This window comes from Streptomyces sp. Ag82_O1-12, assembly GCF_900182715.1.
In the GTDB taxonomy this organism is placed as follows: Bacteria; Actinomycetota; Actinomycetes; order Streptomycetales; family Streptomycetaceae; genus Streptomyces; species Streptomyces massasporeus.
In genome coordinates, this window is the sequence record NZ_FXUW01000001.1 from 4965312 (window position 1) to 4978371 (window position 13060).

General features: G+C 66.6%; 11 protein-coding genes. 9 read left to right on the forward strand and 2 right to left on the reverse strand.

Features of this window, described 5'->3' with window-relative positions; all coding sequences use genetic code 11:
• Positions 1-34: 34 nt before the first annotated feature.
• From QOL88_RS22860 to QOL88_RS22875, 4 genes are all read left to right on the forward strand, one after another.
• Entirely contained in the window at positions 35-850 is an 816-nt protein-coding gene (locus QOL88_RS22860; protein ID WP_097218994.1) for a hypothetical protein, read from the forward strand.
• 122 nt (positions 851-972) lie between these two features.
• Positions 973-2211, forward strand: coding sequence for a mucin-2 (locus tag QOL88_RS22865; RefSeq protein WP_097218995.1), 1239 nt, complete (start codon positions 973-975; stop codon positions 2209-2211).
• Between the two features lie 127 nt (positions 2212-2338).
• Positions 2339-2914, forward strand: coding sequence for a hypothetical protein (locus tag QOL88_RS22870; protein ID WP_097218997.1), 576 nt, complete (start codon positions 2339-2341; stop codon positions 2912-2914).
• A gap of 457 nt (positions 2915-3371) precedes the next feature.
• On the forward strand, positions 3372-3950 hold the full coding sequence (locus QOL88_RS22875; protein ID WP_097219000.1) for a hypothetical protein: 579 nt from the start codon (positions 3372-3374) through the stop codon (positions 3948-3950).
• A gap of 242 nt (positions 3951-4192) precedes the next feature.
• Here QOL88_RS22875 and QOL88_RS22880 read toward each other — a convergent pair whose 3' ends face one another.
• Positions 4193-5188: a hypothetical protein gene (locus tag QOL88_RS22880; RefSeq protein WP_373559300.1), complete on the reverse strand. Its 996-nt coding sequence runs from the start codon at positions 5186-5188 to the stop codon at positions 4193-4195.
• Positions 5189-5277: 89 nt separating this feature from the next.
• Entirely contained in the window at positions 5278-5949 is a 672-nt protein-coding gene (locus QOL88_RS22885; protein WP_097219006.1) for a hypothetical protein, read from the reverse strand.
• A gap of 456 nt (positions 5950-6405) precedes the next feature.
• Between QOL88_RS22885 and QOL88_RS22890 the strand changes: the two genes are divergently transcribed.
• The 5 genes from QOL88_RS22890 to QOL88_RS22910 all read left to right on the forward strand — a co-directional run bounded on the left by QOL88_RS22890 (position 6406) and on the right by QOL88_RS22910 (position 13060).
• Positions 6406-6738 carry a hypothetical protein gene (locus QOL88_RS22890; RefSeq protein WP_097219008.1) on the forward strand — a complete coding sequence of 111 codons (333 nt, stop codon included), beginning with the start codon at positions 6406-6408 and terminating at the stop codon, positions 6736-6738.
• 50 nt (positions 6739-6788) lie between these two features.
• A complete protein-coding gene (locus QOL88_RS22895; protein ID WP_097219010.1) occupies positions 6789-8774 on the forward strand; it encodes a DUF6571 family protein in 1986 nt (661 codons plus the stop codon).
• Positions 8775-8808: 34 nt separating this feature from the next.
• On the forward strand, positions 8809-9435 hold the full coding sequence (locus tag QOL88_RS22900) for a hypothetical protein (protein ID WP_097219012.1): 627 nt from the start codon (positions 8809-8811) through the stop codon (positions 9433-9435).
• Between the two features lie 531 nt (positions 9436-9966).
• Positions 9967-11862, forward strand: coding sequence for a bifunctional polysaccharide deacetylase/glycosyltransferase family 2 protein (locus QOL88_RS22905; protein ID WP_502961617.1), 1896 nt, complete (start codon positions 9967-9969; stop codon positions 11860-11862).
• A 34-nt stretch (positions 11863-11896) separates the two neighbouring features.
• Positions 11897-13060 (forward strand): LCP family protein, encoded by a 1164-nt coding sequence (locus QOL88_RS22910; protein ID WP_097219017.1) that lies wholly within the window; start codon positions 11897-11899, stop codon positions 13058-13060.

Sequence of the window (13060 nt, forward strand, 5' to 3'; positions counted from 1 at the left end):
TTCAGTGAATTCGAATTTCAGGGGGACGAGAAGAATGCCTTCCGTGGATGCGGCTCGGCGTCGGCTGCGGCTGTCCGATGCCCATGTGAGCGTGCTGGGGCTACTCGTGGAAGAAGGCCAGATTCCGGCCGAGCTGACGGGTGCGCACACCGAGCTTCGGGAGGTGGGCATCCTCGACACGGACGGCAAGATATCCGCCGACCTCTACCCTCTGGTTTCCACGCTCATGGAGCCCCGTGTCATCGCCAGGGTCGAGACCACCGGGCCTCAGGGCCTCACACGCAGTGGTGCCGTCGTCGGCGACGACTTCATCTTCACGCACGAGAGCTGGCCGGGCGAGGCCGAGTCCGAGTACGTCCCCGCCGAGCCCGAGACGCTCGTCTGGGCGCTGGCCAGGATGGTGGACCTGCACCGTGACTTCACGTCCGAGAACGAGTCCGGTGAGGTGATCGTCTCGACGATGGGAACGCTCGACCAGGTACTCGTCAGCATGGAGAGCGGCCGGTTCGAAGAGCCTGAGGCCGTGGCGGAGGAGGCGGGATGCCCGGTGCGGCTGGCCGAGGTCCTGTCCCAGCTGAACTGCATGTGGCGGATGACCGTGGTGTGGAAGGGAGCCGAGGAGCAGCAGGGCGAGGACGGGCTGGGCGTCTCCGCTCTGTCGGTCTGGGACTGTGGTGTTGAAGGGTACTGGCTGCGTGAGTTGCCCGCCGAGCCGATCCTCGAAGGCCAGGTGGACAGCGACAGCGAGCTCCGGGTCCGGCGCACCTCGTCCAAGGAGCTGTGGCAGCTGATCACCGACCTGCTGCCGGACGGAGCGCAGCTCGCCGCCGTCGAGCCGCAGTCCCGCTGAGGGCTGTTCGCGTCCCGGGACACGAGACCCGAGAGCCCGGAACGCGCTCAGTCTCCCGCCGGCGCCCTTCGCTGACCGGCATGTAGTCCTCCACCCAGCGCAGCGATCGATCACGGGGAAAAATGAGCGACAGTTCCAAGCGCATGGCCAATCCGGACAGCCTCGAGCACCTGGCCAAGCTGTTCGACGGCAGAGGAAATCTGCGGGATCGGCTGGACGAGGCCTTCACCCGGGCCTCCCGTCTCGGTGTGTCCGACAAGCTGAGCTCGCTGAAACCCCTGCGGGGCTGGGCCGATGACACAGCGGTCGACCTGCGGCGGCGTGCGGCCGTACTTCGGGCCGAGAACGGGGATCCCAAGGCGGCGGCGCTCTACGCCGGCTTCAAGCCGGAGGACCTCAAGGGCGGGCAGCTGCCCCCGGACGCCATGCTGATCGCCAATGCCTCCGTCGCGAACGGCGGCCAGTTCGACCCCGGCTGGCTCAAGCGCAAGCCGGGCGAGACCTACCAGGACTGGTTGCAGCGCATACCCGGGGACGCTGCCGCGAAGGTCAGCGGCGATGAGAACATCGGTGAAGTCGTCGGCGATTACATTGAGTTGACCGCACTTGCCTCGACCGTTCCGGGTGCCTTCAAGATGGCCGCCGCAGGAACGATGCATCTGATCAAATACTTCAAGAACGGCACGTTCCTGAAGTCGCCCGGCACGACACTCGCTCAGATCCTCAAGGGACGGCCGCCTTCTTACATTCCGGCACGCATCGCCCAGTTGGGCGCGCAGATCGGCAGGACCACTCCGACCGCGGTCCTGGATGTCCTGACGGGGTCCGACAAACTCGCGCAGATTCACGGTGGAAAGCTGTGGGCCTGGGAGGCCAATCTCCTCAAGACCGGCAAGAGCGCCGGCACGGCCGCGCGCGTGGCGGGCGCAAGTCGTCTGGGCGCCTTCGCCTCCGGGACCGGGACGGCTCTGCGCACGGCAGGCTGGTGGCGTGCGGCCGGCGTTGGCGGAAGCGCCGTGGCCACGGTGGTCGGTGCCGTCGACGTCATCCAGGAAGGCAACCCTGTCGAGGCCTTCAAGCGGGACAAGGCCGGATACGTGGCGAAGGTGTCGGGCACGGCCTTCAACGCGTCACTCACCGCAGCCATGATCGCTCCCAACCCCGTGACGATCGGTGCGGCAGTCGTCACGGGTGCCGTCTACGGCGTCGCCACGATCGTCGACAACTGGGACACCGTGCGGCAGTTCCCCGGCAAGGTGGCCGATGCCGGACGCTGGGCCGGGAAGAAGATCGGCGAAGGGGCAGGGAAATTGGTCGACGGAGCGAAGAAGCTGGGCAGCGCTCTCAATCCCTTCGACTGAAGAGGCGGTCGGCGTTCAGGACGAACCCACTGTCTGCGTATCCGACCCCGGCACCCGCCATTGCACGGGGGACCGGGGTCGAGATCCTCGGGCCGATGTAAGACATCGAGAAGTGAAGGGAGCGGTCATGGGCGACGCGGGCGATTCCGGAGAGGACGCATCGACTGCTGGGTACGGGCGGGCGGTGATGTACACCGAGCCGCTGCCGAGACGCTGGATGATCGCCACAGCGGTGGTTCTTGCCGTCTGGATCGTTTATCAGGCCGGTGCCCTGCTGCCTGAGGACAGTGCGGTTTGGTTCGTTGTCCTCGCCAGTTCGATGCTTTTGGCGTTCGTGTTCAATGCCGTACCGATTTCGAAACGCATCTACAACCGGATTCGTGTTCAAGAGGGACGACTGACCGTGGGGCGGGAGACGATCCTTGTGGAGTCGTTGACAGTCGGCTCACTTCGGGATGCTCGCGATCAGCCGACGGATGCGGAGTTCGTGGCGGCCTTGGCCTCGCGGTCACGTGAGGAGCTTGCGGAGTTGCGACAGAGTAGCCGTGCGAGCAGACCACCCCGGATCGTGGGTGGCGGATGGTCCGTGCCGATGGGCATGGACCAGATAGTGGTCGAGACTGCTGAGGGTGAATCGCTGCTGATCGCCACCCACCACCGTGCGGCGCTGCTGGACGCACTGCTGCGAGCGCGCCAAGTCTAGAGACAGGGCCCGGCCTGCGCGCCTCGAGGACGGCAATCCGCTGGGCGGCTGGGCTGTTGCTTGCCGGGTTCACTTCTGAGCAGCAAGTCGCTCGTCTCGTACTTCAAGGCCTCCAAAGTGCTTCATGCGCCGGACACTTTGACGTCGCCACTGATCAATGGTCACTGGGACAAGGTGTCCAGGATTCCGAGGGCGGGGCGTTGGTTGAGCCGTGTGCCGGTCAAGGAGGATTAGAAGAAGTAAGCCTCCCCCTCGTCTGGGACGACTGAGACAGCATCAGCAATGGTGCGGAGGAGGCTGCGGACTGGGTCGGTGACAGGGCAGAGAAGGCCTGACAGGGCAGAGAAGGCCGGTGAGGCCACTCCGACGGCGTCAAGGCGCTCGGAAGCGCCCTCAATCCGTTCGACTGATACCGACCATGGCACATCCGCGCCGAGCGGCGCGAGGGGAAGGAATCATGCAGCAGCACGTGTACACGCTCGACCACTGGGAGGACCGCTCAGGTCATCGGATGTCCTGGAAGTTCGGGTATCGCGGTACGGCAGGGCCGTTCGGGAGTGTCGAGGTGGTCTACCCCGCGAGGAGGCACGGAGACCGGCACGTCACCGAGGTCAAGGGGGACACCGTGCCCGTCACCTCCTTCGACGGATGGGCCTACGGCCGAAAGCCCTCGCTCTTCTCGGCGCAGCTCAGTGTCGCTGGGGAAGGAATCCGGCTCAAGCGCAACCGCTGGGCACAGACCCGAGCCGGCCGTGCGCTGCGGATGCAGGTCGTCGGGCGGGAATACCGCTACCTCGCGACGAGCGCCCGGCACCGGGACCGGGCCTTGACCCGGCACGGCGTGGAGATTCGGACCAGACGGCACGGCAGCGGTGCACGGAAAAAGGCCACGTTCACAGTCCAGGGCCCGGCCGACGCTACTGACATTGCTCTGGCCGCTGTGATGTGTGGTGTGAACACCCGCAACCTCACCCGGAGCGGGGCTGTTCGCGCCTTCCTGGGCAGATCGCTGAACCTGTTGGACGTGTTCCAGTGAATGACGTTGCCACGCCCGAGATCGATGCCACGGAGGGAGCCCTGCCATGTAGGCACGCGGGGTGCGCGGTATGGGACTGCGGGCCCCTCGGTTACTGGCACCGTGAACTGCCCGCCGAGCCGGTCCTGCCCGGCCAGGTGGATGACACCACTCCGCTGAAACTGGTGTCCCGGGCCGTGCCGCACAACGGAGAGTGAGTCCGCTGCGCGGCAGGCCTGGTGCGCCCAGGTGAAAACCCTGCCTTACCTGTTGACGGCCTGGATCTCCTGGACGGTGACCGCCTGGTCGTTGCCGAAGGTGCCGTTGGGGAGCCGTGTCGGGTTGGGGCTGCCCGTGCCGGTCCAGGTGATCTCCCATGTGACGGTGGCCCGGAGTTTGTACGTGCCGTCGCCGGAGGAGCGGAGGTAGCGGACTCCGCACGGCGGGGTCTCGTCGGCCTTGCCCTTGGCGTAGGGCTCGCCGATGGAGTCGTCGGCGTTCATGACGCACTCGCCCGAGGCCGGATAGGTCACGGCGTCCTCGGTGCCCGGCTCCAGCTTGAGCGACACAGGCTTGGCGGTGGTGGTGGCCTGGATGTTGAAGCCTGGGACGTTGAGGGCCGCCGTCGCCTGGACCTCGTCGAAGACGGCCTTGTCGAGCCAGGCCCAGGTCGGCAGGTTCACCTTGGTGGTGGCCTCGGGGGCGAGAGTCACCTCGGTGTCGGGCAGCTGCATGTGCTGGTAGGCGAGAGCGGCGAGCATCTCCGGGGAAATGGCCTCTTCGTACTGGGGCGGCGGCGCATCCCCGTTCTCCACCCAGAAGGGGAGGTCGGTGCAGGAGGACCGCTTGAGGTAGTCCGGTTCGTCGGGGTTTTCGACCCCGGCCCAGAACATCCCCCTGCCGTCGTTCTTGACGTTGTAGTCCTTGTAGCCGGGGGTGTCGCCCCAGCCGTACCCGTCCTCGTAGTGGCGCTGCGTCTCGCCGATGGCCGACCCCGCGGTTCCACCCATGCCGGGTGCCTTCAACTGGCTGTCGATGTGCTTCGACATCTCCTTCTTGAAGTCCTTGGCGCCGAGGTATGGGGCGTACCAGCAGGGCGGGGGAGTCCAGTTGACGTCCGAGGACGTCACGTTTCCGGCGCCGCCGCCCTTGGCCACGGATCCGGAGTACTGGATGCGGGCGGCGGCGTAGATGCCGCTCTTGTCACCGCCGCCGACCTGTTCGGTGCTGGCGCCCTGGTTGTTGCCTGTCGGCTCCACCCCATAGGCCGGTTCCGTAAGGATGAGAACGCCGAGAACCAGCGACAGAGCAACGGTGCTCGTGCGAAGGGAGTTTCTCCTGGCCCTGATCACTGGCACTTCGCCGCCTTGGCCTCAACGAACACCTTGGACGCTTGCCAAAGACCTTGGCCAGTAGGGAACTTGACCATCACGATCTTGAAGTGGTCGAAGTCAGCGATACTGGGCTTGCTCTTCAGGATTTTCTGGGTCTTGACTTCTTTTCCGTAGAACTTGCTCGAGTCCACGCAGAATGCGACTTCCACCGATTTGCCATTAGGGGCGGACCGCGTGGTGGCCTGGTAGTGGCGCCGAGTGCCAGTGGCAGTCCATCCGCCTTCGACCCTGCTGTCGATCTGGGTCTTTGCGTAACGCAGCCCCTCACCCGTGGAATAGGCGGTCACGGCCGCTTCATTGGACGTACGCTTGTACACGCCGTGGTAGATGGCGCGGACGAAATTGGCCGCGTCATCCATCGCCGCAGCTTCGTTCTTGTCCTTCGGCTTGTCCCAGTCGAAGACCAGGTCCATGTCGCCGGGCAGGGACACGTCCACGCCGTCCGGCTTGTCCCCTGCCGGTGCTCCCGAGGCGGATGCCGACTCCTTCGGCGTCTCCGCAGCCTGGCTGGCGCCGGCGATCTTGTCGTTGTCGCCGGACTTGTCGTCTCCGCTGCCGCAGGCCGTCAAGAGCAGTGCTGCCGTCGCCGTCAACGCGGCGGCAACGGGCAATGAGCGGCGCTTCACAGTGACTCCCCGTGAGAGACAGAAGTTCAGTTGGTGCCCTGACGGTACCGGTGAGGTTTCCAGTTTCACCAGAGCGAACTTGCCTAAGGGAAGGGGTGATCTAGGGTATATGGGACTCTCGTGGGGCTGGTCGTGTCGGATAGCGCCTTGGCAGGTGACGGCGCTGGATGCCGCCGTACCCAGGCGTCCGGAGCCTGTGGTGAGAGCTTTCGATTCTCTGGCGTGGGCGCAGAATCGCCACAACCCGCACACATGTCAATCACGAGAGTCGCCCGACCGGCGAGGCACGACCACTGCGTGCTGCCTCTCGGTGGTGATCCGGGCGCGGCGCGGCACGACGTGACGAGGGTGCGCCGTCCCGTATGTAGGGGTGCCCTGAACGCGTTTGCTCATCGGTGCCGGTGAAGTCGAAACGAAACGTTTGCTGTGTAGGGTGCGCTCGGATGAGGGGGAGGCATGGGAGCCGAAGGCGACGAGCCAAAGGTGGACAACCCGGACCGCGAGCGGCTCCAGAAGCTCAAGCGAGAGCTTGAGAAGGAGCGGGGCGACTTCGTGAGCTCGTTGAAGAAGGCGGCCACGGACGTCGGGAAAGGCGGCCGGGACTCGGTGAGGTCATGGGTCGGGAAGAACGCCGACAAGTGGCACGACGATGTGGCTGGCCATCGCAAGACGGTACGAACGCGCATTGACAAGGTACTTGAGGACGTTCAGCGCGAGATCGACCGTATGCCGGAGAAGGTCACCCAAGAGGAAGCCAACTCGATGAACCGCAGCAGACACATGTACTGACGCGGCCTGAGAGCCGCACTGGATCCGATGCGAGCGGAACGGGGAACGGCATGCGCCCGGACGACGGGGGAAGCAGCGGGGGCATCTTCTCGGGGATCGACCCGGAGAAGCTCAAGGGCACGATCGACTCGGTACGACGTGGGCAGGAGACCCTGCGGGACCGGGCCTCCTACTACAAGACACAGCTCGCCTATTGGGGTGTGGGTGTCCAGGAGCTTGCCGAAATCCTGAAGGTGGCGTCCTGGGCCCAGGCTGAACTTCCCATGCTGAAGCGGCGTTACCACTTGGCCCTCAACGTGGACAACGACCCGTACTCCGGTTTCGCGGGCATGGTCCAGATCAACGAGGCGCAGGTGAGCAGGGCCGCCAACACCGCGGCGGCCAAGGCCGCCAAACGCGCCACGGAGCTGGCGAAGAAGGACCCCGAGGATCTCAGCCCCGAGGAGTTCGACGAGTTGGACGCCCTCTTCGCCGAGAACTACGACGAGTATCCCTTTGCCGAAAAGGTCGTCGGAGCTCTCGGAGCGAGGAGGACGCTGCAGCTCTGGGACAAGATGAGCAACCTGGACAGGCCTTCCGGGTACGGCGAAACCTCGGACTTCGAGCGGGCCGATGAGCTCGACGAGATGCAGAAGAACCTGAGTCTCACCGTGGCCGCAGCCACCAACTCAGATGCTCCGGAGATGAGGAAGTGGAAGAAGGACATGGTCGAGATCGGTGACGATCCGATCTCTGATCAGGGTCCTGCCCCGCACGGGAGCTCCGGCGGCCCTGAGGGTTTCATCGTCATGAGCAACCTCATGCGCTACGGCGACTATGACGACAAGTTCCTCGAGGACTACGGAACCGCGCTCGTGAAGGAAGACAAGCGGGTCATGGAGGGTGCCGACAAACTCTACGGATCCGGTTGGAGTACCACGAGCACGGTCAACCACCTGGGCAACGATGAGGGTCACGATCCTCTCACCGGTTACATGAAAGCACTTGCCAACAGCCCTGGAGCGGCGACCAAATTCTTCACCGCCAAGCAGAAGAGCGACGACGGTAAGGCCGAGACCAACTTCAAGTACCTCTTTGAAGAGCGCAAGTGGCCAGACGACAGCATCGAAGGCAAGGAGAGCGTGACCGGTCGGAACTCGATGGGGCACGCTCTCGAGGCGGCAACCACCGGCCACCGGCCCGGTGAAGCGGCTACGGCCGAGGACGTGAAGCACTCGAAGGAACAGGCAGGTCTGTTCAGCGCCCTTGTGAAGTCGGTGTCCGAGGATCAGGACCGACTGCGGGAGCACGAGTATTTGTCGGACAGTTTTGCGAATATCTCGGCCGAGTACATGCCCGACTTGCATAGGTCGCTCGATTACGACATCGCCAACGGGGGCGGGCTCTTCCCGACGCCGGGAGTCACCGCTCGGATGGACAAATACGATGCCGCACGGTTCTTGAACGCGCTGGCCCGCAACTCGGAGGGGTACGACCGGCTCAACGTCTCCCAGCACGTGTACGCTGCCGCGCTTATGGAGGCGCAGGCCAAGAACCCTGATGCCTACCCGCTGAATACGAACGACACGATCAACAAGATCGCTTACGAGACGGGCCTCTTCCAGGGCGTCATTGGTGAAGGGCAGCATTTCCAGGCTGACAAGGATGATGCAGATTCTGCTGCACGAAATGAAGCGTGGAAGGGGCACGCGAGTACCTGGGGAGGGTCTCTCGTCGGCAGCGCAACGACCATTGCGACCTCATCCTTCACCGGCCCCGGGGGCGTTGTCGTAGGTGGCCTGGTCGGAACGGCCGCGGGCGAGGTGTTCAAGGGGTTCCTCGATGGCTTCGGAGACGACGGCGAGAAACAGAAGGAGCAGGTCTACCAGAACGTCCAGCGCATGGATCAGGTCGAACGCTCGGCCATCCTGACCACGCAGCGGTCCGCCAAGGCCGCCACCGGGTCCGAGGTGGCCGAATCCACGGCTGGCGACCAGGCGGGCAAGGGGTTCCGTGATGCCCACGACCTGGTCGAGCAGAGCAAAGCCAACCAATAGCATGCTAGCCATTCGAAGGTATGGGTGATCGACCTTGACGGAATCGAGCGACCGAAAATCTCGCCGGAAGCCGTTCATCTATGCCGCCGTGGCCGTGACTGCGGCCACCGGTCTCCTCGTCGCCCATCTGGGAGGAGTGTTCGAGGCCGAGCGCGGGACTATCACGGCTGACGATGTGTGCCGCAACCTTCCTGACAGGAAAGCGGCTGCCGACATCCTCAACTCCGTGTTGCCACGAGCTGCCCGCTACGACTTCGTGACGAGATCGACGCCGACACCAGACTGGGACTATATGAGCAACTGCAGCGGAACGGGTGATGGCAAGAACGTCCTCAACCTGCACGCTAAGGCGGGTGTCGCCATGCCCTGGCGGCAGTGGGCCGACCATAACTTGCCACCGACCTCCGGAAAACGCACCTACTTCAACTCTGGAATTAAGGGCGTCTCGGCAGCGGATCTGGCTGCCATTTATATTCCTTGCTATCGCAGCGAGAAGAAGACCAAGGAGCCGCACAACCTGACTGTTTTCGCCCAGGCCCCGGAAGGCCTTGAGGGCTCGGACAACGAAGCGCGGCGGAAGCTCATCGATCTGGCCACGGCCGTTGGTCGCTACGCCCACGAGGAAGCGAAGTGCGACCTCCAGTCCAAGCTGCCGAACTGACAGCAGCGTCCTCCCCGCGCCGGGCGTTGAAGGCCTGGGGGATCTTTGCTGAGCTCCGACACGCTGCGTCAGCGGGTAGCTCCCAGGGCTGCCCGTCGCCGCACTCGGAGCATCGACTCCGTTCCCTTGCGAAGCTCTGCGTTCCAGCCCTGTGGCCCGGTCTCCGAAACTACACTCGCCCCCCATGCGCAACTCCCGCAACATCACCGCGAATACGGCAGCCGCCACCGACAGCGCGTTCCACGCCGGCGTGTGGAGACGGCGGCCCGCGCAGGGCGTGGGAGTCGGACGATGGCCGGAGCCCGGAGGCGGTGACGCCCCCTGACCCCCGCCGCGTCCAGGCGCCGGGCCCGGGCCCGTCACAAACAGTCCCGCGACCCCCGAGCCCACTGGCTCCTCCTCGCCCTCACCCTCCCCCTCCTCTTCGCCTTCCTGATCTTCGAGGGCTGGACCCAGCACGAGGTCGACGCCGCGAAGACGCGGACGCCCTGTGCCTCGCCCGTGCCCGATGCCGTGGCGAAGGGCGGGCCCGTGATCGGGATCAACCGGGACGGGATACGGACCGGCTCGATGCCCGCGCGGACCGTCGCGCTCACCTTCGACGGGGGGCCCGACCCCGTCTGGACACCCCGGATCCTCGACCTGCTGCGCAGGAACAACGCGCGTGCGACCTTCTTCGTGCACGGGGCCCAGGCCGCCCGGCATCCCGAGCTCGTACGGCGGATTCGGGCCGAGGGGCATGAGATCGGGTCCAATACCTACACCGGGGCCGTGCTGGGGGAGTCGTCCGCGCCTCGTCTCGAAGCCGAACTCGAGTTGACCCAGAGTGCGTTGGCCGGGACCACCGGGCAGCGGACCAACCTGCTGCGGATGCCGCGGACGACGACTCCCGAGACGCTGTGCGGCCGTGAGTGGGACGCGGCGCGGCGGGCCACCGGGTACGGGTACGTGCTCGTCGCCGCGGACAAGGGCACGCGGAAGCCGGCGCAGGGGATCGTCCGGCAGTTGAGTCAGACGGAGAGCGCCTATGCGGAGGCGCGCAGGCTTCTGAAAAACCGGACGGTCGACCGGTTCACCACCGTGTCCGACGGGCTCGGGCTCGTTCCGTACAAGTCCGCCTCGTTCGTGGAGCGGTGGTCGGGGCAGGGGCTGATCTGGACCACGCGTATCGGGCAGGTCTTCTCCACCGCCATGATCTGGATCCTCGGCGTCGCCGGTGGCCTCGGCGTGCTGAGGCTGTTGCTGCTCGCCCTCTTCGCCCGGGCCCATGTGCGGCGGCTGGAGCGGTTCCGGACCGGTGCGCCCTGGATGGGGGAGTCGTCCGGGCCGGTCACCGTGCTCGTCCCCGCGTACAACGAGGAGGCCGGGATCGGGGCGACCCTGCGGTCGCTGCTCGACTCCCGGCACCGGGAGCTCCAGGTCGTCGTCATCGACGACGGTTCCACCGACCACACCGCCGACATCGCCGCGAACACGGGGGACCCGCGGGTGGAGGTCGTACGGCAGGCCAACTCCGGCAAGGCCGCCGCCCTCAACACCGGGCTCGCGCACGCGCGGTCCGACATCGTCGTGATGGTCGACGCCGACACCGTCTTCGAGCCCGACGCCATCGAGCGGATCGTGCAGCCGCTCGCGCACCCGGCCGTGGGTGCCGTCAGCGGCAACACGAAGGTGGGTAACAGACGCAGTCTGCTCGGCCGTTGGCAGCACCTGGAGTACGTCTTCGGCTTCAATCTCGACCGGCGCATGTTCGAGGTGCTGGAGTGCATGCCGACCGTGCCGGGTGCCATCGGGGCGTTCCGCCGGGACGCCGTGCTTGGTGTCGGCGGGGTCAGCGAGGACACCCTCGCCGAGGACACCGACCTGACCATGGCCCTGTGGCGGTCCGGCTGGCGGGTGCTGTACGAGGAGTCCGCCGTCGCCTGGACCGAAGTGCCCACCACCATCAGCCAGTTGTGGCGGCAGCGGTACCGGTGGTGCTACGGCACGCTGCAGGCGATGTGGAAGCACCGGGGAGCTCTCCTCGGCCGGGGCCCGGCCGGGCGGTTCGGGCGGCGCGGGCTGACGTATCTCGCGCTCTTCCAGGTCGCGCTGCCCCTGCTAGCGCCCGTCATCGACGTGTACGCCCTCTACGGCGTGCTGTTCCGCGACCCGTGGGAGTCGGCCGCGGTCTGGTTCGCGTTCCTCGGCGTGCAGATCGTCTGCTCCGGCTACGCGCTGAGACTCGACGGCGAGCCGGTGCGGGCCCTGTGGTCCATGCCGTTCCAGATCGTCGTCTACCGGCAGTTGATGTATCTCGTCGTCATCCAGTCGCTGGTCGCGCTGCTGCTCGGAAGCCGGCTGCGGTGGCAGCGGATGCAGCGGTCCGGGACGGCCGGTGAACAGATCGGTGGGCCCGTTCCGTATAGGGGTGTGCCGATGCGCTGACCCGAGACCCCCCCACCGCACCTTCGAGGCGTCGATGAGCGACTGGACCGGCCGGCCGGGAGAACCCCCGCCGGAGTGGAGCGCGCGGCGGGAACCCCTCGCTCCGCCGCCCTCGACCCGCACCGCCCCCCTGCCCGGCATGCCCTCGCCCGCCGCGCCCGGCCGTTACGACAGCGGCCCGGATCCCCGCGGCGGGCGCGGCAGCCGTGATCCTCGGCTCCGGGCGGGCAGGGGCCGCCGGTGCCTGCGGACGGCGGCCACCCTGTCGGCTCTGCTGCTGCTCGGCGGCGCCGGTACGTACGTCTGGGCCGACACCCGGCTCAAGCAGGAGGTCGATCTCGGCGCGCTCGGTGCCCGGGTGCCGGCCGGCGAGGGCACCAACTACCTGGTCGTCGGCTCCGACAGCCGCGAGGGACTGTCGGAGCAGGACCGCAAGGACCTCAACACCGGCTCGGCCGAGGGCCGCCGCACCGACTCGGTGATCCTGCTGCACACCGGCGCGAACGGCACCACGATGCTCAGCCTGCCGCGCGACTCCTGGGTGACCCTCCCGCCCTACGTCGACCCCGACACCGGCCGCAGCTACCGCGCGGCGCCGAACAAGCTGAACGCCGCGTTCTCGCTGGGCGGCCCCGACCTGCTGGTGCGGACCGTGGAACGCAACACCGGCGTGCGCGTCGACCACTACGCGGAGATCGGCTTCGCCGGTTTCGTGGAGGTGGTCGACACCGTCGGCGGGGTGGACCTGTGCCTGGACAAGGCCGTCCGGGACGAGGACTCCGGCGCCGACCTGCCCGCCGGCTGCCAGACCCTCGACGGTGCCGAGGCGCTGGCCTTCGTACGGCAGCGCAAGCAGGAGGCCCAGGGGGACCTGGGCCGTACCCGCAACCAGCAGAGGTTCCTCGCCGCCCTCGCCCGGAAGGCCGCCACCCCGTCCACCCTCGCCGACCCGTCGAAGTCGTTCCCCACCCTGGACGCGGGACTCGACACGCTCATCGTCGACGAAGACACCGAACTGCCGGACCTCATGGGGCTGTTCGACGCCCTGCGGAAGACCACGGGCGGCGGAGGGCGGCGGCTCAACGTGCCCGTGGCCGATCCGGACCTGCGGACCTCCAAGGGCAGCGCGGTGAAGTGGGACGACCGTCGGGCCCGCGCCCTGTTCGACGCCCTGCGCGAAGACCGGCCGCCCGGCTGA

Excerpts from the sequence above, each read along its gene's own strand:
- QOL88_RS22860 (WP_097218994.1), top strand. The coding sequence starts at position 35 with ATGCCTTCCGTGGATGCGGCTCGGCGTCGGCTGCGGCTGTCCGATGCC.
- QOL88_RS22865 (WP_097218995.1), top strand. The coding sequence starts at position 973 with ATGAGCGACAGTTCCAAGCGCATGGCCAATCCGGACAGCCTCGAGCAC.
- QOL88_RS22870 (WP_097218997.1), top strand. The coding sequence starts at position 2,339 with ATGGGCGACGCGGGCGATTCCGGAGAGGACGCATCGACTGCTGGGTAC.
- QOL88_RS22875 (WP_097219000.1), top strand. The coding sequence starts at position 3,372 with ATGCAGCAGCACGTGTACACGCTCGACCACTGGGAGGACCGCTCAGGT.
- QOL88_RS22890 (WP_097219008.1), top strand. The coding sequence starts at position 6,406 with ATGGGAGCCGAAGGCGACGAGCCAAAGGTGGACAACCCGGACCGCGAG.
- QOL88_RS22895 (WP_097219010.1), top strand. The coding sequence starts at position 6,789 with ATGCGCCCGGACGACGGGGGAAGCAGCGGGGGCATCTTCTCGGGGATC.
- QOL88_RS22910 (WP_097219017.1), top strand. The coding sequence starts at position 11,897 with ATGAGCGACTGGACCGGCCGGCCGGGAGAACCCCCGCCGGAGTGGAGC.